Consider the following 22,173-nt stretch of genomic DNA (forward strand, 5'->3'; position numbering starts at 1 on the left):
GAGACAAGAGTTTATACTCCTGTCTCTTTTCTCTTTATCTTTCTCTTCTTTTTTATTCTCTCTTTATTTTTCTCTTTATCTTTATCTTCTTATTTATCTTTATCTTCTTATTTATCTTTATCTTCTTATTTATCTTTATCTTCTTATTTATCTTTATCTTCTTATTTATCTTTATCTTCCCTGCTTTTGTATACAATTGTATGCAATTGCAGGTTTTGGATTAAAGCGTTATGTCATCTCCCAGGTGGATTGAGTAGATTATAAGCTCCTTAACCTCGGTTTCGAGCGACTTTGAGAGCGCCTCGCTGTAGAGCTCAAGCTGTTTTTTGTACAACGTTCTGAGCTTTTCGATGTCTCGAACGCGGTCGGTTTTGTAGTCCGCAATCACAAGCTTGCCGTCCTCGACAAACGCGAGGTCAACCGCGCCCTGCATAATAATGCCGGTGTCTTGGTCGATATCCTTATACTTTTCGTCGAGCAGCGAGGGATGGATTTTCGCGGTGAAGCGTTCCTCGCGGTATACCTTCGGGGAGTTCATAACACGCTCAAAGAGCCTTCCGCTGAGCATTTCTTCAAGCTTTTTAAGGTCAACGCTCTCCGCCTGCTCGTCGCTGAGCCTGCCTGATTTTACAAGACGGTCAAGCTCTGCCGAGATATCATTTTTCGCGGCGGCAAAGTCGCAGTACTGCAAAAAGCGGTGGTGAGCCGTACCGATGTCAACCGACTGCGCCTTGTCCATTATAAACGACGGCTTTCTGAGTACCTTTTCAAAGTATTCGTCGTTTTGGCTGTGGGCAATTTGCGAGGCTGTGACCTTTTGCGGCAAATCCATAATCTCCGCGTTGGGGTACTTGAATTCGAGGTTTTTCCTGAGAATTTCGGCGTAATTGATTTTTTCGGAAATGTCTGCTTGCATTACGCTTTCTGTAATCTCAGCAACCACGCCCTCGGGGTTGATAATGTCGTCAAAGGACTTTATCTCGGTATAGCGCCACTCCGGGTAATTTTCAGCCGTTACGGCTTCGGCGCGGGGCAAAACCTGCTTTCTTACAGACGGATTGAGCAGTGCCGAGAGCATAGTCCACTCAAACATCGACTTACACGACGACACCGAATAAGGCTCTACCGCGTTGCCGCTGAGCTTTGAATAAACGCTGTCCTTGAATTTTTCGGCGCCGTCAACCGTGCCGATTATATATAGCTTTTCCCTCGCCCTCGTCAGGGCAACGTAGAACAGGCGCATTTCCTCGGCAATTTGGTTGCGCTCGAGCTCGAGCCTAACCGCTGTTCTCGGCAGTGTATTGTAGCGCAAAACTCCGTTTTTACGCTTTACTCCGAGCCCTGCGCGGCAGTCAAGGAGCACGTCGTCGCTGAACTCGTTGCGGTTGAACTGATGGGCGGTGTCCGCGATAAAGCAGACGGGATATTCAAGTCCCTTTGACTTATGTATACTGAGAACACGCACGCCGTTCACGGTTGAAGAATCAGCATTTGAAGCGGCGTTTAAGGTGCTGTCGGTCTCAATCATCTTGTCGATAAAGGCGATAAAATCGGACAGCGATTTGTAGCCGTGTTTTTCAAAATCACGCGCGTACACGCGGAGAAGGTTGATGTTCTTCTGCGCCGTTTGCACTCCCTTTACCGCCGAGGTTATCGCGCCTAAGGCGGTGGTGTCGAGCAGTCTGCCGATTAGCTCGTCGACGGTGCAAACGCTTGAAAACTGTCTTAATTTATTGAGCTCGGTTAAAAAGCCGTCGATTTTGTCATTACCTTCCCTGTTTTGACAGAGCGAGGAATACAGGCTGACGTAGCGGTTTTTCGCCCTGATTTCGGCAAGCTCGTCGGGTGTGAAGCCGTAGACAGGACTGCAAATTACCGATAGCAAAGGAATGTCGAGCGACGGATTGTCAACCACTCGCAGGAGATTGAGCAACAATTTAATCTCGGTGGAATCGAAGAAGTTTTCGGTGTCCTCGCAATAGGCAGGAACTCCCTTTGCGGTCAGGTGCTTTACAAACTCGACAGCGCCCTTGCGCTTGCCTTCATCGTTCGAGCTGAACGCTCCGCCCGAGCTTGTGTTCCTCAAAATTACCGCAAAGTCGCCGTAGGTAACAGAGCGCTTTACGCCGTCCTTGCCTGTCACGGTGTAGCCGTCCGCCTTTAGTTTATGTATCTGCTGAGCGATGTAGGTTGCCTCGAGCTCAGCCTTTGAGATATCGTCGGAGAAGGCGGATTTTTCAATCAGCGCAATCTCGGTCTCGCAGTTTTGTCCCTCGTCATAATCAGCGCCGACATAGAGGTACTCGTCCGTGGTGTAGTCCATCTGCGTTGCGCGCTTGGACATCAGCTTTGAAAAAATAAAATTAACTGTGTCGCATACCTGAGAGCGGCTTCTAAAATTCTTATCAAGAATTATAACCGCGGGATATTCGGGATTTTCCCTGTCATAACGGATGCAGTTGTCCTTTCTGTCGATGAAAATCTGCGGTCTTGCCTGGCGGAAGCTGTAAATGCTCTGCTTTACGTCGCCTACGGTGAACAGGTTGTTGCCGTTTGAAACGCTTGTGAAAATCAGCTCCTGAACCTCGTTTACGTCCTGATACTCGTCTACGATTACCGCGTCGAAGCGCTTGGAGATTTCATTTGCCGCGGCGGTTTTTACAAAGCCGTTTTCTCCGTTATACTCAGCCAAAAGCTTTACGGCAAGCTGTTCAACGTCGGAGAACGAAAGGATATTTTTATCGTTTTTAAGCTTGCTGTAAACCGCGAGGTACTCCCTTACAATGTCGAAAAGCACGGCGAATAACAGCCGCATTTCAGCGAGTTCTTCGTCAGCCTGAGCCTCGGTGTAGTTGTAATTATTTACCAGCTTTTCAATCTCTTTTTTTACGGTATCGCGCTTTTTGGCAACGGAAAGCTTAACAGGATGGTTGGTGAAGCCCTTTGGAGCGCGGATATTTTTTTGCGGCGAAAAGCCCTTTAGGAACGCCGTCATTTCGTCCCAATTATCATTCGCGATAACCGTAAGCAGCTTTTTGAGCCAGCTTTTGTCCTCGCGCACGGCGTCAAGGAACTTTTCAGAGAGCTCCGGCTCGTTTTCAAGCGACCTTTCGGCGCTGACCATAAGGCTGACAAGGCGGTTAACGTTGTCCGAGATGCTGCTTATGATAATCCTGCCCCAGAGCGATTTGGAAAAACAGCGCTCGGCGTAGCTGTTAAGCATATTGTCGAGCCAAACGCCGGGGAACGGCTGAGTTGAAAGGAATTCGCAGATTTTAAGCACGGTTTTTCGAAGCGGAGCGTCGCTCTTTTTCGCTGATGAAAAGGCGTTTAAGAGGTCTGTAAAGCCGTTTGTATCTGAATTATAAAACTTTTCAAAGGTCAAATCGAGCGCCTTTTTGCTCAGCACATCGAGCTCGCCCTTATCGCCTATACGGTAATCAGAGGAAATTCCGAGCGCGTGAAAATACTCCCTTACAATGTCGCCGCAAAAGCTGTCAATTGTGGAAATATGCGCGTTTGCGAAGCGCTTTTTTTGATTAATCAGCGCAGGATTGTATGGGTCGTCCTTTATCAGCTTGCTGATTTCGCGGCTGATTCTCTGCTTCATTTCGGACGCGGCGTCCCTTGTAAAGGTAACGACGAGCAGTCTGTCGGCGTCAACAGGGTTTTCCTCGCGAGTGATGAGCCGCTTTACGCGCTCGACGAGCACGGCGGTTTTGCCCGAGCCTGCCGCCGCCGAAACAAGCACAGAGCCTTCGGTTGAATTTATCGCGTCAAGCTGACTGTCTGTCCAGTTAGGCATTACTGTCACCGCCTTTCTTTGCAAGTTCTTCCATAAGAGTTTGTTTGTCAAAGCCCGTTAAGGCGTTGCGCGGTTCGCTCTGACGGTAGGCGCAAACGCTGTCGTAGGGACAGTAGGCGCAGCCGTCGTAGGCTCCCTTTAGCGGTGAAGCCTCAATTTTTCCGTCGTAGAGCCTGTCGCCCATATCCCCTACGGTCATATCAATCTTCTTAAATACCGTGTCAAATTCACTGCCGCTCAGCCTGCTGAAAATCTGCCTCTTGTCAAATACAAGCTTTACGGGTATGTATGTGGCTGAGTCGGTCTTGTCCATTCCGTGCAGCACGGTGCGGTCGTCGAGCACTACGCCCTTCATTTTCAGCTTTTTGTCGAGCTCTTTTTTAATCTGCACGTCGGATAGGTTGTCGGCTGAAACGGACGTGATTGCCGCAGGCATATAGAGCACTGCCGAAGGCGTAATTTCGCCGTAGCGCTGTTTGCCTGTAGTGTCGATTGAGTGCAGGTAAATGAGCATTTGCAGGTTAACGCCGTAGAGCACGTCGCTTAATTTGAAGTCCTTAGGCCCTGTTTTGTAGTCGATGACGCGCAGGTACTTTACGCCGTCCTTCTCCATTACGTCGACGCGGTCAACGCTTCCGCGGATTGACACGGTTCTGCCGTTTTTGAGCTTTACGGTGTACTCGGGAATTTCCTGTGAAATATTCAATTCGCAGTCGGCAACATCAAAGTCGCTCTGCGAGAGCTCCTCGATGATATGCTTTAAGAGCACAAAGACGTTTGAGCTGATGTTTTTGAGCTCATACATAAACGCGGCGGTTTTGTTTTCCTCTCCGCCGAGGTAGGTCGCAAGGTAGTCTGCGAGCGAGTCGTTGATGAAACGCTCAATTTCGCTGTCATCCATTACGCTGTACTCGGATTTGTCGAATTTATCGAAGAACAGCTCCAAAATCCTGTGGACGAGCGTGCCGAATTCCATCGGGTTAATCTCTGCCTTATAGCGCTCGCGGATTCGCAGACCGTAGTTGCAGAAGTACGAGAACGGACAATTGCTGAACTTTTCGAGCTGAGAGGCTGAGATGTGCAGATTTTCACCGAAGAGCTTTTCGGCGTTTTGTTTATCTTCAATCCTGAACGGAGACTTTTGAACGGCGCGGCGCACAGCCTCCGCCTTTGGCTGATATTCGGGATTATTATCGAAGAATTCTCCGAGTGCGGTAATATCGTTTCCGCCGAAAAGCGAACGCGCGTACTCCTCAAACGCGGGTTTAAGCGCCAGCATATGCTCTGTTTTGTCGCTTTCAAAGGCGGTTTTGTTGAGCACGACGATTTTGGGCAGAGCCTCGGCGGTCTCGTCGATTATCTGAGAGGGCTTGAACTTTTCGCCCTTCAAGTTGAGTGTGGGATAAGTGATAAAAAGCTTGTCCGACACCGAGGTGATACAGCAGTACGCCATATAGGTTTCGAGGTTCGAGGCGCTCGAATAGTCCTCGACAAAGTTGAGGTCGTTTAGCGTTAATAGCTTTTGCTCGTAGCTCGAAAACAGCCCCGTGCTCTTGGGTGCGGCAGGAAAAACGCCGTCGTTACAGCCGATTAAAAACGCCGCCTTGTGGGATGAAATCCTCACGCGCTGGGCGGTTGTGACGGTTACGCAGTCGAGCTTGCGCGGAATTTCGGCAAAATCTATGGAGCGGATTTGCTTTGATAAAAGCTCATAATAGCGCTTTGCCGATAGGATATTATCCCCGATTACGGCAACGGTTTTGTCGAGAGCGTCCATCAAAAGCTCCCAAACACGGATTTGCTCCGCGGCGTAATCGTCCTCGTTAAGCGCTGAAAACTCGTCGTAGAGCCGTCGGAGCGCGTCGGGAACGCCCATATCCTCGAGCAGGCGGTAAAGCAGAGTTGAAATCTCTTTTCCTGTTTTGTCCTTGATGTCATTCTTGAATTTAAGGAGCGGTTCAACAACCGAACGGCGCACTTTTTCCGCGGATTTAAGGGCTTTTTCGTCTGCCTTGGAAAATTTTTCGGAGAAGCCCGAGGGATTTTGCGTAAACTCGTTTTTGAAGCCTGAGTTGTTAATATTCCAGATGTAAGCGTAGCCTTCAAAGTCGTTTATCTCATCGGAAGAATTGGCGGTCAAGCGTGTTTTCAGCAGGGATAAAATATCCTCGCGCTCGAAGTTGTCGAGTATGATCCTGAACACGGAATTTACGAACCTGATTACGGGCTTAATGTCCGCGTCCTTGCGCGAATCCATAAAATACGGAATGTCGTATTTCTCGAAAATCACGTCCAAAATTCCGTTGTAGTTGTCGGTTTCGTGGCAGATTACCGAGATATCGGAGTAAAGATAACCCTTGTCAATAATCAGGTGCTTGATCTGCCTTGCTATGTACTCGCACTCGTCGTAAGCGTCGGAAGCCTGATAAATGCTGACATTTTCGGGCGTTTCGGGATATGGCGCTCCGGGCTTGCGGTTGCGGAAGGCAAACGCCTCGAGAGTTTTAAGCTCGTTGTTTTTAAAGCGAGTGCATTCATTAAGCTTTACAGGCGCTTTGATGTTAATAAAATCCTTATTTGCGATAGCTTTAAGGCGCTTGTAGGTATCGTTACATGTCGCGAAAACTTCCTCCTCCCCTGTCTGTTCGGGATTGAGGGTAAGGGCGATGTAGGTTTCATTACACCTGCCCATCAAAAGCCTTATAAGCTTTAGCTGCTGGGCGGTGAAGCCGCTGAACGAATCCACAAAGAGCGTATAGCCGTTAAAAATATTATTATTCTCTAAAAGAATATTATGCACCCTGTCGAGGTCGTCGAGAGGGTCGATATAGCTCTGCGACACAATCGCGTCGAAGCTGTCGAAAATCAGAGCAGCCTCGTTAAGCTTGGTTTTCACGGTTTCGTCGTCGATATTATCCGCCGCGGCGCGGAGCATATCGGTGGTTACGGACGACTTTTTGCACTCCTTCAGCGTTGCAATCATCAAATCGGAAATGCCCTTGTTTTTGTCCTCGCTCAAAAGCGTGAGCTTGCCGCTGAGCTGTTCAAGCGCAAGGCTCATAATCACGCTGCGCGTGCCGTCGTCAATCACGTTTTTCGGGAGGTGTGAGGTCTGCTCAAAGACGCTTCTGCACAGGCTTAAAAAGCCGAAAACGCTGACGTTTTTGGAGTTTTTCGCACCCAAAAGCTCAAAGAGCGCCTTTTCGGTTTCAAAGGTGCTCTGGTCGGGGACGAGCATAATAATTTTGTCGTTGCCCGAGAGCACCATTTCTTTAATTTTGCCGTAGATGTAAGAGGTTTTGCCGAAACCGCTTCTTCCCAAAATAAACTGAAGCATTTTATCCTCCGTTAAAAAGCGAGCTGAGCCTTTCGAAAAGCTCGACCACCTTGAATTTATATTCGTATTTTTCGTTTTTTACAACGTCATACTCGTTATCGTCAAGCGCCTGCCTTGCCTTTTCGTCCTGCTCGGTTGCGGTGGAAAGGCAAATCGACGGGTACATCACGCACCACCAGTTGTGCCCCTCGCCTTTTCCGAGAGTGATACGGAGTGCGTCGTACATTCCCGACGGAAGTGTGTAGGCGCTGTATTCGCGCGTTGTAAAGTACATATTTTTTATCTCAGCCTTGGCGGTGTAATTACAGCCGAGGCGCTTTAATTCGTTATTTGCGATTTGTTCAATATTAGTAAGATTTTCCGCTGTCAGGCTTTCTGCCTGTTCCTTTGAAGCGGCATTTTTGAACATATCTTCCGAGTATTCAAGCACCTTGTCGCGGACTTTAAGCTTTATGCTTTGGTCGTATTCGCTGTCGGAATTCGCGAGCACGTGAAGGCGGAACACGTCGTTTGAGATGTTCTCGCACTGCGCCTGAAACGGAATTACCGAGTAAATAACCGCGATTATGAACGCGGTGCAGAGTGATTTTACAATGAGCTTCATAAACAAAAACCTGTCCTTTCTTTCAACGGGATTATGGACAGGTTAAGTTTATTTATTCAACTGCGCAGCCAACTTTTATCGGCTTGCACAAAAATGTTTCGGGGTACTGCTCCTTGAGCGCCTCATAGCACTGCTTAGCCTTGCGCGAGGATGTAAACACTGCGTAAACAGCCGAGCCTGAGCCGCTCATTCCTGCTCCGCGAGCCTTGTTTTTGAGCATAATGCTCTTAATCTCGTTGACCTCGGGGATTTGCAGGGCAAGCTCGAAGTCGTTGAAAAACGTGCTCGAAATCAAGAACATATCGCGCGAGTAGAGCGCCTTAATCATCTCGTCGGTATAGGACGGATGGGGGTTGAGCGCGTCAACCTTTTGATACGCTTCCGCGGTGGAAACGCTGACGGTCTGCGGCTTGCAAATTACGATGTCCGAGCAGTTAAAGGACGGAAGCTTTTTCATCGTCGTGCCGATGCCCGTGCAGAGCTTTGTGCCGCCTGCAATACAGAACGGAACGTCCGCGCCTACGCGCTCGCCCAAGGCGTACATCTCGGCAGGCTTTAGCATTGTGCCGAACATCGCGTTTAGTCCCATAATGACCGCCGCGCCGTCGCTGCTGCCGCCTGCAAGACCTGCCTGGGTGGGAATTTGCTTGTCGATGTCAATGTGCAGTCCTTTGTTCTCCTGCTTGGTGTACTCAAAGTAGCGTTCAGCCGCCTTGTAGCAGATGTTTTTTTCGTCGCAGGGAACGCCCTCGTAGTTGCAGGAAATTGTGATTTCGCCGCTGTCGTTACTGCTCAGCGTGACGGTATCGTAAAGCGACACCGCCTGCATAATTGTTGAAATTTCGTGGTAGCCGTCGGGGCGCTTTGAGAGCACCTCGAGGGTTAAATTTATCTTGGCAGGAGCTTTAACCGTTGTTTTCATCCTTAAGCTCCTTTACAAATTCTCTAATACGCTCAAGCGCGATTTTAAGGTGCTTTAGCGAGTATGAATATGAAACTCTGACGAAGCCGTCTCCACATTCACCGAACGCTGTGCCGGGCACAACGGCGACGTGCTTTTCCATAATCAGCCTTGTGCAGAATTCCTCGGAGTTTAGCCCTGTGGACTTTATGCACGGAAATACATAGAACGCGCCGAGCGGCTCAAAGCATGAAAGTCCCATATCGTTGAAGCCGTCAACAACCAGTCTGCGGCGCATATCGTACTCGTCGCGCATACGCTTAACGTCCCTGTCGCCGTGCTTTAAGGCTTCGATTGCGGCGTACTGGGCGGTGGTCGGGGCAGACATAATGCCGTACTGGTGGAGCTTGGTCATCTGCTCGATTATCGGCGCAGGACCTAAGGCGTAGCCGAGTCTCCAGCCGGTCATGGCGTAGGACTTTGAAAAGCCGTTTATTACAACCGTGCGCTCATACATTCCGTCTATCGAGGCGATTGACACGTGGTTACGTCCGCCGTAGGTTAGCTCTGAATATATTTCGTCCGAGAGCACAAGCAATTCGTGCTCCTTGACAACCTTCGCGATTTCCTCGAGGTCTCGCCTTTCCATAATCGCACCTGTGGGGTTGTTCGGGAACGGCAGGACAAGAAGCTTTGTTTTCGGCGTGATTGCCGCGCGCAAGTCGTCAGCCTTAAGGCGGAAATTATCCTCGTTTTTGGTGTTGATAATCATGGGCACGCCGCCTGCCATAACCGCCAAGGGCTCGTAGCAGACAAACGACGGCTGGGGTATAATAACCTCGTCGCCGGGCTGTATCAAAACTCTGAAAGCGAGGTCAATCGCTTCGGAACCGCCTACGGTGACAAGCGTTTGCTCAGTGGGTGAATATGTAAGGTTAAATCTGCGCTCGTAGTAGCGCGTAACCTCCTTTAACAAGTCCGCAAAACCGCGGTTGGGCGAATACCATGTTTTGCCCTTGATAAGGCTGTGAATTCCCTCGTCGCGGATATGCCACGGGGTTTGAAAGTCCGGCTCGCCGATGCTCAGCGAAATAACGTCGTCCATCTCGTTGGCGATGTCAAAAAACTTTCGAATTCCCGAGGGGCTTACGGACTGAATACTTTCGTTCAAATACTTTTTATAGTCCATTAGAGAATAAGACTCCTCTCATCAGCCTGTTTGTCGGGCTCGAACAGGTTCATTCCCCTATCCTTGTATCTGCGCAGAATAAAGTGCGTTCCCGTGGAGATTACGCCGTCGATTGTCGAAAGCTTTTTGGCTACAAACATAGCGATATCCTGCATTGACTCGCCCTTTACGATAAGCAAAAAGTCGTAAACGCCTGCCATAAGGTACACGGACTCAACCTCGTCAAACGCCATACACATCTGCGCCATATCGTCAAAGCCCGTCTCTCTTTTGGGGCTTACCTTTAATTCTATCATCGCCTCAACGTGGCTGTCGTCGATGTCTTCCCAATCGACAACCGCCTGATAGCCCTTGATAACGCCCTTCATCTCGTACTCTTTAATTTGAGCCTTGATGTAGTCCTCGGGCTCTCCGAGCATTGCCGAGAGCTCGGCTGTTGAAAACTGTGAGTTTGTGCTTAAAAGCTGTAAGAGCTTGTTCATATTAGTCCTCCTAAACTGCCTGAACGGCAAGCTTTTCTACTGTGTTTATAAGATTAGCGCAAATTGACACGGCAACGCAGTACATTTCCTCGCTCTCGCGGAAAATTTCAAGCTCGCAGTAGCCTGAGCGCTTACTGTGCCGTAAAATTTCGCTTTTGTCAACGTCTATGATTACAAAGTTTTTAGAGGCAAGCTCGCCCGAAATGTGCCAGTTATTGCCGTAAAAATAGCTGTAAACGCCGTTTGCGGTGGGTACGGCAACAAAGGTGACATGCTTTTTGTTCACCTTAAAGACAAAGGTTTTTGTGCCGACAATCGGAAGCTCGCGAATTTTGCAGACTGTCTGACCATCGTTACCGCTCACGAGAATTCTGTACTTTCCCCCGACCTTTGTTCTGTCAACCGAGGCGCGGTACTTCTCCCTCCCCTGTTCGTCGCAGACAACAAAGGCGGATTCTCCCAATGACACGTCGCGTTTTAAGAAAAGCCTCATAAAAACATCACCGTTATATAAGAATAACCATAGGCAAAATTTATATACCTATGGTTATTATACAATAATTCCGTTAAATTATCAATAGTCATTTTGGAAGGGTTTTGCAGAATGAATTTAAGCATAAGAAAACCGCCCTGCATACGCGGAGCGGTTGAAATTTATAGGTATAGGCGGATATTTGGCAGGCGTCCCATTCTCCTGCATCTCTCGGACAAAGTCCTGTCAGTACCGGCGGCGTGTGGTCGGGACGAAATTTACCACCTCAAATATCCACCTTTATCCTACTACTATTATAGCTGAATTATTCACTTTTGTAAAGTATTTTTTTATTATTGATAATTCTTTTCCATTCTTTTTCTCTCACTTTTTGGAATGTAATAATTGAATTTTTGTAATTCATAGAATCAGAGCTTGTTTTTATTCTCATAATCAATCTGCTTTTACCTTTTTGATTTGACAGTTCTTTCAGTATAAAAGCGGTGGACGGTTTGTCTGATTCAATTATATAATCCGGAGAAAAAGCAGCTTCTTGTATACTTGAAAGAACATCTTGCAAATCAATAAAATCATTCGGATGATTTTGAAATATGTGCTCAACTTGCTTTTCGGTAATAATTAATTCATCTGTTGAAATATCTGTTGTTACGCAACTATAAAGCCGCTTATTGATTTTTCCGACATAATGCAAATCATTCGCCGCCGTTTCTATTACTTACTTTTGTTTCAATTTATTAAACCAAACAACCCTTACAGCATAGTTCTTGTCAGGCGTTTTTTGTTGAATAGGAACTGCGTTTGAAGGTCGGGCTCGAGCTTTACTATATAACAGCTCAGATAGCCCATAAACAGCCAGAACCACATTACCATAAACGATATATCGTAGAGCAGGGCCTTTTCAAACAGCGCGTAAACGGCGTATGCTCCGCAAAAGGCGAACAGGCATGGGTAGACGTCAAACCGCCATGATTTTTCCTGCCAGAAAAGGTGCTGGAAGGCGTGCTTTCCGACGCGGAAGCCGAAAATCCCGAACAGCAGAGCGCCGATTACGCCTGTCGATACCAAAATCGTCAAAAATCCGTTGTGCAGGTCGTTGTGGTTGTAGTTGTATTCGAGCTCGCCTGTTAGGTATTTTCCGCTGTAAAAGACTATGTTGCCGTTTGAGATACCGATAATCGGAGAGATTTTGAACAGCCCTACGGATTCCTTCCACATCCTCAGCCTTCCGCTGTCGATGTTAGTATTCTCGTGGTCGAAGGACGCTTCGCCGTTTTCATCGGCGCCTTCCTCCTGCTCAATCTCCTTGATTATCTCCTCGTCGCGGAAAAGCACATCTACAAGCGCGTTCGTCTTGGCGTTGACGACCGCAAAGCCTGCCTTGAACACGGTTCTAAACGCCATTGAAGCGCCTGAGATTACCGCGACAAGCAAAATCATCGTAATTATCCTAATGAACATTTTTCCCGGGGAGAACTTGCGCTTAACGTCAAAGAACATATAAACCACGTAGATTAATACGTAGCCGAGCATAAGCACAAACGCCGCGTTTGAGTCGCACAAAATCAGCGAAAATACATTCGCCGTACCGCTCGCCGCGATTAAAACCCTGTTGAACTTAGGCTTTTCGATTTCGTCAACCAGACCGTCCTTGTGCAGAATATGACAGCAGACAATGCCGACAGACGACACAAAGCCGAGCAGGTTCGGGTTGTAAAACGCGCCCGTAAAGCGGTTTTCGTACAGCGGAAAACGTATCCAGTACAAATCCTCATAGCTCCACTCAAAGTGTATGCCGAACATAAGGCAGAAAAATCCTATTGCGTTAAGTATTGTGGTGGCGACAACCATAAAATACGCCAAAAAATACAGCTCGTTCTTGAAGTTGAAGTCAGCCTCGGTGTGCATTCCGTAGAAAACGAAAAAACAGATAAAGGTATGGAAAAACATTATCGCGCTGATTATCGCGGACAGAGTGATGTTAAAGAATATCGGCAAAAGCGAAGCCGCGATAAAGGCGCCTACCCAAATGCCGAAGCGCATTTTGAAAAACGTGTTGTAACGGTGCTGGTTAAAATAAACCAACCTCAGTCCCCAGATGAACAAAAAAGGAAGCATCACATAACCGAGGAGCTGAACATACGACACCATACACAAAAACAGGTCGATTATATAAATTATTCTGAAAAGAGAAGTATCGTTCAAAAAACTTTTTACCCTATTCATTCAGAAAACTCCTTATTTTTAAGGTTATGAAATAACTTCCTTTACGGTTTTGAACATAATTTTTATGTCGGAAAGAAAACCGAATTCCTTTGTATACTGCAAATTATACTCCATTTTTTGAGGCAAAATAGTCTTAACATAGGTTTTGTCGATTTTTTCGGTATCGACAATCGCGGAGAGCAGATTTTCCTCGTCCTTGAACTTGATTGAAGTGAGCGAGGTGATACCCGCAGGCAGGAGCAAGGTAGCGTAATACTCGTCCTCGTAGAGGTCTACATACTTTTGAACCTCGGGGCGCGTGCCGACAAACGACATTGAACCGCCGATTACGTTGAAAATCTGCGGAAGCTCGTCAAGGCGGAACTTTCTGAGCGTTTTGCCGATTGAGGTTACTCTCGCGTCGTTTTTGGTAGTTACCTTCGAGCCTAAGCTCTCGGCGTTTACAACCATGGTTCTGAACTTGTAAATCTTAAAAATTCTGCCGTAGGTTGTTACTCTCTTTTGCTTAAAGAGCACCGGACCGGGAGAATTAACCTTGATTAATATCGAGATAACTGCGATGGGAATAATCAGAAAAACAAGAAGAATTAATGACACAATAATATCAAAAACTCTTTTTAGGATTATTGAGCCCTGACGTTTGCTCAGTATATCATAATACGCTTTTACGCTGTCGTTTTGAAACTGCGCAGGGAGCTTTTCAAAAGCGCGCATAATAATCTCCAATCATATCATAATTAAGTTAATTATATCCCATTTTTACTTGGTTTTCAATAAAAATGTCAAAAGATTAATAATTTAAGATAAAACGTAAAAACCGACGGTAGGAAGCCGTCGGTTTTTAGGTAATTTTATGGAGTAATCAAGCACATAGAAAGGAAGTCTCTAAATTTATCTTGACTTTACTATATCATACTTTTTGTGAAATGTCAACACTTTTTTGTGGATTATTTGTAAAAATATATATTTATTTTTAGAGCACTAAAATACTTGACTATTAAGCCAAAACAATGTACAATAATATTAGAAAAAAGAGATTTGTAAATTTCAAACGGTTCGGTGATAGCTTATGTCAGACGAATATTTGCCGGATATTTTAACGCTTTGCGGTGAGGACGGCAAAAATACCGAATTTGAAGTGCTCGATATTATCGAATATCAAGGCGAAAAATACTACGTACTTCTAAAGCGTTTTGAGGACAGCCTGACTGCTCTGAAGTCAAGCGCCGACTATATTGTTCTAAAGGCGGTACAAAACGGAGAGGAAACATTTTTCGGCGTTCCCGAGCACGATATTACAAGCGCAATCTCTGAAATTTTTGAAGAACGTTACAATGCCGAATTTTACGGTTAAACGGAAAATTTCTTCATATAATATATTTGGGTTAGGTAAATGACCTGCCCGATGCGTGAATGATTTTAAAATAACCCTACAACTCTTAAATCGGGAGCTTTACTCTTCAAGTGGTGTGCAGACCTCCCACTTTTTGGAAGAAGGGAGCCTGAAGCTTGAAGGTGGGCACCCACCTGTTCTACTCGTAGGCAGGTTATTATTAAATCATACGGTCGGGCGGGTTTTTTAATGCTTATTATTTTACTTTAATACATAGAGGTAGCTTATGAAAGTTTCAGTTTTGGGCTGCGGCCGCTGGGGCAGCTGCATTGCGTGGTATCTCGACAAAACAGGCCACGAGGTGCTTTCCTGCGGACTGCCGGACGCTCCCGAATTTATACAGCTAAAAACCACGCGCAAGAACGACTATCTGTCCTTCCCCGAGAGCATTGAGGTATCGGACGACCTTGAGTACGCGGTTAACCGCGCCGAGGTTATTATAATCTCAATTTCTTCGCAATACCTGCGCTCTTACTTTGAGGACATCTCAAAGTACAACCTTGACGGCAAGATTATTGTGCTGTGTATGAAGGGCGTTGAGGTGACTACGGGCAAGCGGCTTTCGCAGGTTGTAGGCGACTTTGTAGACACAAGCAAAACTCCCGTTGCGGTTTGGGTAGGTCCGGGACATCCGCAGGACTATGTTAAGGGAATTCCAAACTGTATGGTAATTGACAGCGACAATCAGGAGGTTAAAGAAAAGCTTGTTTCTGAGTTTACCAGCGAGCTTATCCGCTTTTACCTCGGAACAGATTTAATCGGTTCGGAAATCGGCGCTGCCGCAAAGAACGTTATCGGAATTGCCGCAGGTATGCTCGACGGCTTGGGATATACTTCGCTTAAGGGCGCTTTGATGGCGAGGGGTACTCGCGAGATTGCAAGGCTGATTAAGGCGCTCGGCGGAAACGAGTTCAGCGCTTACGGACTTTGCCACCTCGGTGACTACGAGGCGACGCTCTTCTCCCCCTGGAGCCACAACCGAAAGTACGGCGAGCAGTTCGTTAAGGGCGTTAAGTTTGAAAAATTAGCCGAAGGCGTGATGACGTCGAAGGCTCTTTATAAACTCGGTCAGGAATACGGCGTTGACCTGCCTATCGTGCACGCGGTGTACGAGGTTTTATTTGAGGGGTCGGACGTTGAGGAATCGCTGCGCAAGCTGTTTTTGCGCTCGGTCAAGGAAGAATTCTAAATCAGGCGGTATATTAAAAATGGGACAAAAACCGAAAAAACAACCAAAGGCTGAAAAAGCTAAGCAAAATTCAGCCGTTAAGGGCAACAACGCCACTGCTAAGGCACAGCCGGCGGTAAAGACAATTCAGAGCATTGAAAAGACGAGTAAATTTGAGTACATAGTTGTAAATATCATCTCTCTGTTTTTGTTTTTGGCGTTCGGATATTTGGCGATTATGAGCTTTTTGCAGACCAGCGTTATCGACCCTGCAAAATATTCAAGCGAGGTAATCCTCTATCAAAACGACATTGTATCGCTCAATTTGCTGTTCACGGCGATTTTCTTTATAATCGCGTTCGCGTTTAAGAAAAAGTACGACTTCTTCGCGAAAATCAACATCAGGTTCTTTGAAATAGGACTTGCCGTGTGGGTACTGATACTCGGTATGACGTGGATTTTCTCAGTCACATCAATTCCCGCGGCGGACAGCCAGAACATCTTTGAGGCGGCTACAAAGGCGGCTCAGGACAACTTTACTCCGTTCTACGACGGCGCGAAGTTCTACAACAAGGACTTCTACCAGGGCTATTCTTACTTTAACTTCTATCCCTTCCAGCTCGGATATGTGCTTATCAGCGAGTTTATTTACAGCATTTTCGGCACAAAAAGCTCAATGCCGATGCAGGTTATCAACGTGCTCAGCCTTGCCACTGCTTACTTTGCGCTCGCAAGGATCACAAGGCTTGTGTTTAAGAGAAAGAGCATTGAGTTCTTCGTTATCGTATTTCTCGCGGTATGCTTCCAGCCGATTTTGCTCTGTACATTTGTATACGGAAATATTCTAGGAATGTCCGCGGCAATCTGGGCGAGCCTGTTCCTGATTAAATATTTCCAGACAGGCAAGTACCGCTGGATGGCGCCGAGCCTTGCGCTGCTGCTGCTTGCAACTCTTGCGAAGTACAACAACTTAATCTACCTCGTGGCGTTTGTTGTAATGCTCATCGTTCACACAATTAAGATGAAAAAATGGCAGAGCGTCGCCTTTGCGCTTGCGCTTTGCGTAGCTTGCTTAGGCTCGAACAGCCTTGTAATTGTGAGCTACGAGAGCCGCGCCGATGTTGAGCTTGCCAAAGGTCTCAGCCAGGTTCAGTACCTCGATATGGGCTTGACCGAATCATATATGGCGCCGGGCTGGTACACCAAAACCGGTCTTAACACCTACCTTGAAAACAAGCTCGACAACAAGGCTGCCGACAAAGCTTCGTGGAAGAGCATTGACGCCAAAATGGATAACTTCGGCAGTGATATGGGCAAGACCTTCGACTTCTTCAGCAAGAAGATTCTCAGTCAGTGGAACGAGCCCGAGTTCGAGAGCATTTGGGTGAGCAAGGTTAAAACCCACACCAATCCCGTTGACGGCGGTATCGGAAAGGCGGTTTACGAGGGAAGCCTCGGACAGCTTTTGTCGCTCCACTTCAATTTGAACATCCAGATTGTTTATCTGCTGTTTGCGGCAGGAATTTACCTGATGTTCATCAACAAAAAGACAAATATCTGCACCATGCTCCTCCCCCTTGCAGCGCTCGGAGGCTTTGGGTATCACCTGCTGTTTGAGGGTAAATCGCAGTACGTGCTGACGTACATTCCCCTGCTGCTCCCCGTTGCGGCGTATGCGCTCAACACCATTTTGGAAGGCGACTACAGCAAGGTTAAGGAGTTTGTGTCAAAGATTAACGCAAAGGTTGTAAAAAAAGAAAAAGTAAATTAGTATAAACCGCCTGTCATCAAAGCAGGCGGTTGTTTTTTGCATAAGAAAAGGCGGAATTAACCGCCTTTTTACTGTTTATTTTATTCTTCGGTTTTCTTTTTATCCTTCTTTTCCTTGGGCTTAACGCCGAGGAAGCTGAACGTTTTACGCTTGCCGAATTTATAAATTCGGCGGAACGGACGGGTGTAGTACCAAAAATTAATATACGCGCGGTACAAAAAGGAATTTGTGGTATACGGCTTTCCCTTGCGGTAAAACGCCGTTACTACCGCGATTACGTCGCTGTCTTTGATACCGCGTTCCTTATAAAACTGGTTGTCTCCGCACAGAACATAAGAGCCGTCACGCTGAAAGTCGATAACCCTGTGCAGTACGAATGAGCCGTCCTTGCGGCGGTAGAGCGGAATATCGAACAAATGCAGTCTGCCCTTGGGCTTTGAGAGCACAACAACATCCTCGCCGTCGCGGAGCATTGGGAGCATACTTTCGCCGTGCGGAGTGAAGGTCACTGTTCCGCCCATTTCGAGCTTTTCAATTATGATGTCAATTAAGTCGCTGAGCTGAGCTTCCTTACTCGAGCACATCGGCATCCCTTACCTTTTGAATGAATACGTCGATATCAACCTCAGCCTTTTCGCGGTCAACGTCGTATTCTTCGAGCATTTTATCGACCAGTTCGTCCCTTTCTGCTCCCTTTTGCAGAAGCTCAAACAGGAACGCGCCTGTCTCGTTAAGATTAATAATGCCGTTAAAATCAAGCGTCATCTTGTTAACCGGCACTACCACATATGAATCCGCAACCTTGCGGAGAATAAAATCTTCCTTAATTTTCATAATATCACCGCCACTATTATATTACACTTTTTATCAAAATGCAAGTGTAGGCAAATATAAAACCGCCGGGGTTTAATCCCGGCGGCTTAAAATTATAACGGAAATCTTTCCTTGTAATCATCGTAGCGTTTCTCAAACTTCTGTCCCTGACGCTCACGAACCGTGTTGAGGTACTCGTGAGTTTCAAAGGATTCGTCGCCGATTTCTATCATGGCAACAGCGATGTTTGAGCACAGGTCGGATACGCGCTCGCAGTTGGTGATAATATCGTTAAAAACTATTCCCTGAGCAAGCAAGCAAATCTCATTTTTAAGGCGTGTAACGTGGTTCTGCTTGATTGTGTCGCGCATATAGTCGATGTATTCCTCAAGCGGAGCTACGCGCTTTGCAAGCGAGATATCGTTCTCGACAAACGCCTCGTTTGTCATTCTTACTACCTCGAGCACAGCCTCACACATAACGTCGAGCTCGTGGTTTGCAGCTTCTGAGAACTGATATTTATTATCGTGCATTTCCTTTGCCTTAATCGCGATGTTCATTGCGATGTCCGAGATACTCTCGAACTCCGGCACGGTGTGCAGGAAGATAGAAACCGCCTCGTTTTGGGATTTGGTCATCTCCTGACCGGTCAGCTTAATCAGGTAGGTTCCGAGGGCGTCCTCGTAGTTATCAACCTGATCCTCGAGCTTTTTGACCTTTTTAAAGGTCTTTTCATCATAGCTGCGGATAAGCGAAATCGCCTTTTCCACAGCTTTCTGCGCGGACATAGCCATATCGTTAATCGTCATACGGCTCTGCTCAATAGCGAGCGCAGGGTGAGCGATAAAGCGGTCTTCAAGTCGCGTTGACGGACTGCGGTCGTCCTCTTCCTCGCTGTCCTTGAAAACAGCCGTAACAAACTTTTCTATCAACTTTGTAAACGGAAGAACAAGAATTACGAGCGCAAAACGCATAATTGTGTTTGTTGTCGCCAGCGAAAACGGGTTCATTACCATCGACAGGAACGGATAGTGAATTATCGCGTTTGAGATGTAAAACGCCGCTGTGAGCAAAATTACGCCGAGCGTGGTACAAATCGGATAAACAAACGCGGTGCGTTTGCCCTTTGCGGTAGCACCCATTGATGACAAAACAACCGGAAGCGCAGCGCCGACAATTACGCCGGAGAGCAGCGGCCATGCGGATTCAAACGAAAGCGCGCCTGTTACGGAAAGCGCCTGAATAATACCTACCGCGGCGGAAGCCGACTGCAAAAGCGCTGTAAATACAAGACCTACGAGAATACCGAGGAACGGATTTGACATTGAGGTCATTGTCGAGGTGAACCATTCCTCCTTGCCCAAATCGCTTACGGCACCGCTCATAGAGCTCATACCGAACATCAAAACGGCAAAGCCGAGGAAAATATCACCTACATTTTTTGTAGTAACGCTCTTTGCGAACATTTTGAGGATAATACCGGCAAGCGCCACAATACCGGTCAGAGTAGCAGTAGAAAAAATCTTGGCAATGCCCTCAGCTCCGTCAATGTAGCTCAGGCAGATTACCCAGCCTGTAATACTTGTTCCGAGAATCGCGCCGAGTATTACCGAAATACCCTGCCTAACCTTCATCATTCCCGAGTTTACAAAGCCGACTACCATTACCGAGGTAGCGCTGGAGCTTTGAATTACAGTGGTTACAAGCGTTCCCAGCAGCAAACCGCGCGGCATTGAGCTGGTCATTTTGTACAGAATAGGCTCAAGCTTGTTGCCCGATGATTTCTGCAGTCCGTCGCCCATAACCGACATACCGAACAGAAACATGGCAACGCCGCCAAGCAGCATGATAATGTCTGTAAAATCCATAATCTTATTCCTTTTTTCAATGTGCTTATTTTATTTTGTTTTCAGTTAAACGCCATACGGCGCTACTATCATTTTAATACATAGACGGTCAAAAATCAACCGTATTTTTAAAAAATATGGGATTATAAGTCAGATATTATACGCTGTTTTTACTATATTGAAGCAGGTGGTATTAATGTGTTGTTTTATACTAATTCCTGATAGAAAGTAGACTTATATTTTGCGAGGATTTTTTTCGCAAGACAAGGCGAAGGACGCGGCAAGGCTGACGCCTTGCAAGGACGACAACGCAGTATTGCGGAAAATAGACCGCAAAGATTGTCTACTTTTTATTAGGTATTAGTATTACTATCATGGATAGCAGTTAACTCACGTCTGCCCCATCCGTCATTTTGCAGAGCAAAATGACACCTCCCCCAAAACAAGTGTTGGGGGAGGCTTTAAAAAGTTATTATATTTTATATTTATTAATACATTCCGCCCATATCGGGTGCAGGTGCTGCGGGAGGTGTGGGCTCCTTGATATCGGCAACGAGCGACTCGGTTGTGAGTACCATTGAAGCTACCGATGAAGCGTTCTGCAGTGCCGAACGTGTAACCTTTGTCGGGTCAACGATACCGGCGGATACCATATCGGTATACTCCTCGGTAAGAGCGTTGAAGCCGTAGCCTACCTTGTTCTCGCGCTTGATGTTCTCAACAATTACACTGCCCTCAAGGCCTGCGTTAGCCGCAATCTGGCGGAGGGGCTCCTCGAGAGCCTTAAGAACGATGTTAGCGCCTGTCTTAGCGTCGCCGTCGAGAGTCTCGACAAACTCTGCTACGGCAGGAATAGCGTTCATACAAGCGATACCGCCGCCTGCTACGATGCCTTCCTCAACGGCAGCCTTTGTAGCCGCGAGAGCGTCCTCAATGCGAAGCTTCTTTTCCTTCATCTCAATCTCGGTAGCCGCGCCGACCTTGATTACAGCTACGCCGCCTGCGAGCTTCGCAAGGCGCTCCTGGAGCTTTTCACGGTCGAAGTCAGAGGTTGTGGTCTCAATCTGCTGGCGAATCTGAGCAACTCTGCCCTCGATAGCGTCCTTGTCACCTGCGCCGTCAACGATGATTGTGTTTTCCTTTTCAATCTTAACCTGACGGGCTGTGCCGAGCTGGTCGATTGTTGTATCCTTAAGCTCAAGACCTAGGTCTGAGGTGATTACAGTACCGCCTGTGAGGGTTGCGATATCCTGGAGCATTTCCTTTCTTCTGTCGCCAAAGCCCGGAGCCTTAACGGCAACTGCGGTGAATGTTCCGCGGAGCTTGTTGAGAACGAGAGTTGTAAGAGCCTCGCCTTCAACGTCCTCTGCGATGATAAGGAGCTTTCTGCCCGACTGTACTACGCTTTCGAGGAGCGGAAGAATTTCCTGAGTTGTTGAAATTTTCTTGTCTGTGATAAGGATGAGCGGATTGTCAAGCTCAGCTACCATTTTGTCGGTATCTGTTACCATATAGGGCGCGATGTAGCCTCTGTCGAACATCATACCCTCTACAACCTCGCTGTAGGTCTCAGCTGTCTTGCTCTCCTCAACGGTGATAACGCCGTCGGTTGTTACCTTTTCCATAGCCTCGGCAATGAGGTTGCCGATGAACTCATCCTGTGATGAAACGGTTGCAACTCTCGCGATATCCGCTGTGCCCGAAACCTGCTGGCTGTTGTTGATTACGGCTTCAACAGCCTTGTCAACTGCGTCTGCGATACCCTTTTTGAGAATCATCGGGTTAGCGCCTGCGGTTACGTTCTTCATACCCTCGCGGATAAGCGCCTGAGCAAGCAGAGTAGCGGTTGTTGTACCGTCGCCTGCAACGTCGTTTGTCTTGATAGAAACCTCTTTTACAAGCTGTGCGCCCATATTCTCGAACGGATCGTCAAGCTCGATTTCCTTGGCGATTGTAACGCCGTCGTTGGTGATTAACGGAGCGCCGAACTTTTTGTCGAGCACTACGTTTCTGCCCTTGGGACCGAGTGTGATTTTAACTGTGTCAGCGAGCTGGTCGATGCCCTTCATAAGAGCCTTTCTTGCGTCCTCACCGTAAGCGATTTGCTTTGCCATAAAAAATTACCTCCTAAATTACCTAAAAACCTG

17 protein-coding genes and 1 other RNA gene are annotated in these 22,173 nt (G+C 47.2%); 4 read left to right on the forward strand and 14 right to left on the reverse strand.

Translation table 11 applies throughout. From position 1 onward, the window contains the following. Nucleotides 1-220 precede the first annotated feature (220 nt). The 10 genes from addA to AB1I50_RS02400 all read right to left on the reverse strand — a co-directional run bounded on the left by addA (nt 221) and on the right by AB1I50_RS02400 (nt 13,748). On the reverse strand, nt 221-3,805 hold the full coding sequence (addA, locus tag AB1I50_RS02355) for a helicase-exonuclease AddAB subunit AddA (RefSeq protein WP_407724605.1): 3,585 nt from the start codon (nt 3,803-3,805) through the stop codon (nt 221-223). Then, a complete protein-coding gene (locus AB1I50_RS02360; protein WP_407724606.1) occupies nt 3,798-7,142 on the reverse strand; it encodes a PD-(D/E)XK nuclease family protein in 3,345 nt (1,114 codons plus the stop codon). Before AB1I50_RS02360 ends, addA begins: the two co-directional genes overlap by 8 nt. A 1-nt stretch (nt 7,143) precedes the next feature. Next, a complete protein-coding gene (gene spoIIR, locus AB1I50_RS02365) occupies nt 7,144-7,746 on the reverse strand; it encodes a stage II sporulation protein R (protein WP_407724607.1) in 603 nt (200 codons plus the stop codon). Between the two features lie 52 nt (nt 7,747-7,798). After that, nucleotides 7,799-8,668, reverse strand: coding sequence for a 4-(cytidine 5'-diphospho)-2-C-methyl-D-erythritol kinase (gene ispE, locus AB1I50_RS02370; RefSeq protein WP_407724608.1), 870 nt, complete (start codon nt 8,666-8,668; stop codon nt 7,799-7,801). Further along, nucleotides 8,652-9,836: a pyridoxal phosphate-dependent aminotransferase gene (locus AB1I50_RS02375; RefSeq protein ID WP_407724609.1), complete on the reverse strand. Its 1,185-nt coding sequence runs from the start codon at nt 9,834-9,836 to the stop codon at nt 8,652-8,654. The genes ispE and AB1I50_RS02375 overlap by 17 nt, the downstream gene beginning before the upstream one ends. After that, a complete protein-coding gene (locus tag AB1I50_RS02380; protein ID WP_407724610.1) occupies nt 9,836-10,318 on the reverse strand; it encodes an Lrp/AsnC family transcriptional regulator in 483 nt (160 codons plus the stop codon). The genes AB1I50_RS02375 and AB1I50_RS02380 overlap by 1 nt, the downstream gene beginning before the upstream one ends. Before the next feature lie 10 nt (nt 10,319-10,328). Beyond that, nucleotides 10,329-10,811, reverse strand: a complete 483-nt coding sequence (locus tag AB1I50_RS02385) for an LURP-one-related family protein (RefSeq protein WP_407724611.1) — start codon at nt 10,809-10,811, stop codon at nt 10,329-10,331. A 304-nt stretch (nt 10,812-11,115) separates the two neighbouring features. Beyond that, nucleotides 11,116-11,502: a PBECR2 nuclease fold domain-containing protein gene (locus AB1I50_RS02390; protein ID WP_407724612.1), complete on the reverse strand. Its 387-nt coding sequence runs from the start codon at nt 11,500-11,502 to the stop codon at nt 11,116-11,118. 59 nt (nt 11,503-11,561) lie between these two features. After that, complete coding sequence (locus AB1I50_RS02395) at nt 11,562-13,034, reverse strand: O-antigen ligase family protein (protein ID WP_407724613.1); 1,473 nt, start codon at nt 13,032-13,034, stop codon at nt 11,562-11,564. Between the two features lie 24 nt (nt 13,035-13,058). Beyond that, a complete protein-coding gene (locus AB1I50_RS02400; RefSeq protein WP_407724614.1) occupies nt 13,059-13,748 on the reverse strand; it encodes a sugar transferase in 690 nt (229 codons plus the stop codon). 355 nt (nt 13,749-14,103) lie between these two features. Here AB1I50_RS02400 and AB1I50_RS02405 point away from each other — a divergent pair, with 355 nt between their 5' ends. The 4 genes from AB1I50_RS02405 to AB1I50_RS02420 all read left to right on the forward strand — a co-directional run bounded on the left by AB1I50_RS02405 (nt 14,104) and on the right by AB1I50_RS02420 (nt 17,366). Next, a complete protein-coding gene (locus AB1I50_RS02405; protein WP_407724615.1) occupies nt 14,104-14,388 on the forward strand; it encodes a DUF1292 domain-containing protein in 285 nt (94 codons plus the stop codon). Between the two features lie 38 nt (nt 14,389-14,426). Then, nucleotides 14,427-14,615, forward strand: a non-coding RNA gene (gene ssrS / locus AB1I50_RS02410) — 6S RNA. Between the two features lie 38 nt (nt 14,616-14,653). Further along, entirely contained in the window at nt 14,654-15,616 is a 963-nt protein-coding gene (locus AB1I50_RS02415; protein WP_407724616.1) for an NAD(P)H-dependent glycerol-3-phosphate dehydrogenase, read from the forward strand. Nucleotides 15,617-15,635: 19 nt separating this feature from the next. Beyond that, nucleotides 15,636-17,366 carry a glycosyltransferase family 39 protein gene (locus AB1I50_RS02420; protein ID WP_407724617.1) on the forward strand — a complete coding sequence of 577 codons (1,731 nt, stop codon included), beginning with the start codon at nt 15,636-15,638 and terminating at the stop codon, nt 17,364-17,366. An 80-nt stretch (nt 17,367-17,446) separates the two neighbouring features. Here AB1I50_RS02420 and AB1I50_RS02425 read toward each other — a convergent pair whose 3' ends face one another. From AB1I50_RS02425 to groL, 4 genes are all read right to left on the reverse strand, one after another. Then, nucleotides 17,447-17,950, reverse strand: coding sequence for a S24/S26 family peptidase (locus tag AB1I50_RS02425; protein ID WP_407724618.1), 504 nt, complete (start codon nt 17,948-17,950; stop codon nt 17,447-17,449). Continuing rightward, nucleotides 17,937-18,200 (reverse strand): PqqD family protein, encoded by a 264-nt coding sequence (locus AB1I50_RS02430; protein WP_407724619.1) that lies wholly within the window; start codon nt 18,198-18,200, stop codon nt 17,937-17,939. The genes AB1I50_RS02425 and AB1I50_RS02430 overlap by 14 nt, the downstream gene beginning before the upstream one ends. A 92-nt stretch (nt 18,201-18,292) precedes the next feature. After that, nucleotides 18,293-20,047 (reverse strand): Na/Pi cotransporter family protein, encoded by a 1,755-nt coding sequence (locus AB1I50_RS02435; protein ID WP_407724620.1) that lies wholly within the window; start codon nt 20,045-20,047, stop codon nt 18,293-18,295. Nucleotides 20,048-20,514: 467 nt separating this feature from the next. Next, entirely contained in the window at nt 20,515-22,140 is a 1,626-nt protein-coding gene (gene groL, locus AB1I50_RS02440; protein ID WP_407724621.1) for a chaperonin GroEL, read from the reverse strand. Between the last annotated feature and the right edge of the window lie 33 nt (nt 22,141-22,173).

It is taken from the genome of Ruminococcus sp. NATIVEDY161, assembly GCF_045819895.1.
Taxonomy (GTDB): Bacteria; Bacillota; Clostridia; order Oscillospirales; family Acutalibacteraceae; genus Ruminococcoides.

Excerpts from the sequence above, each read along its gene's own strand:
- addA (WP_407724605.1), bottom strand. The coding sequence starts at position 3,805 with ATGCCTAACTGGACAGACAGTCAGCTTGACGCGATAAATTCAACCGAA.
- AB1I50_RS02360 (WP_407724606.1), bottom strand. The coding sequence starts at position 7,142 with ATGCTTCAGTTTATTTTGGGAAGAAGCGGTTTCGGCAAAACCTCTTAC.
- spoIIR (WP_407724607.1), bottom strand. The coding sequence starts at position 7,746 with ATGAAGCTCATTGTAAAATCACTCTGCACCGCGTTCATAATCGCGGTT.
- ispE (WP_407724608.1), bottom strand. The coding sequence starts at position 8,668 with ATGAAAACAACGGTTAAAGCTCCTGCCAAGATAAATTTAACCCTCGAG.
- AB1I50_RS02375 (WP_407724609.1), bottom strand. The coding sequence starts at position 9,836 with ATGGACTATAAAAAGTATTTGAACGAAAGTATTCAGTCCGTAAGCCCC.
- AB1I50_RS02380 (WP_407724610.1), bottom strand. The coding sequence starts at position 10,318 with ATGAACAAGCTCTTACAGCTTTTAAGCACAAACTCACAGTTTTCAACA.
- AB1I50_RS02385 (WP_407724611.1), bottom strand. The coding sequence starts at position 10,811 with ATGAGGCTTTTCTTAAAACGCGACGTGTCATTGGGAGAATCCGCCTTT.
- AB1I50_RS02395 (WP_407724613.1), bottom strand. The coding sequence starts at position 13,034 with ATGAATAGGGTAAAAAGTTTTTTGAACGATACTTCTCTTTTCAGAATA.
- AB1I50_RS02400 (WP_407724614.1), bottom strand. The coding sequence starts at position 13,748 with ATGCGCGCTTTTGAAAAGCTCCCTGCGCAGTTTCAAAACGACAGCGTA.
- AB1I50_RS02405 (WP_407724615.1), top strand. The coding sequence starts at position 14,104 with ATGTCAGACGAATATTTGCCGGATATTTTAACGCTTTGCGGTGAGGAC.
- AB1I50_RS02415 (WP_407724616.1), top strand. The coding sequence starts at position 14,654 with ATGAAAGTTTCAGTTTTGGGCTGCGGCCGCTGGGGCAGCTGCATTGCG.
- AB1I50_RS02420 (WP_407724617.1), top strand. The coding sequence starts at position 15,636 with ATGGGACAAAAACCGAAAAAACAACCAAAGGCTGAAAAAGCTAAGCAA.
- AB1I50_RS02425 (WP_407724618.1), bottom strand. The coding sequence starts at position 17,950 with ATGTGCTCGAGTAAGGAAGCTCAGCTCAGCGACTTAATTGACATCATA.
- AB1I50_RS02430 (WP_407724619.1), bottom strand. The coding sequence starts at position 18,200 with ATGAAAATTAAGGAAGATTTTATTCTCCGCAAGGTTGCGGATTCATAT.
- AB1I50_RS02435 (WP_407724620.1), bottom strand. The coding sequence starts at position 20,047 with ATGGATTTTACAGACATTATCATGCTGCTTGGCGGCGTTGCCATGTTT.
- groL (WP_407724621.1), bottom strand. The coding sequence starts at position 22,140 with ATGGCAAAGCAAATCGCTTACGGTGAGGACGCAAGAAAGGCTCTTATG.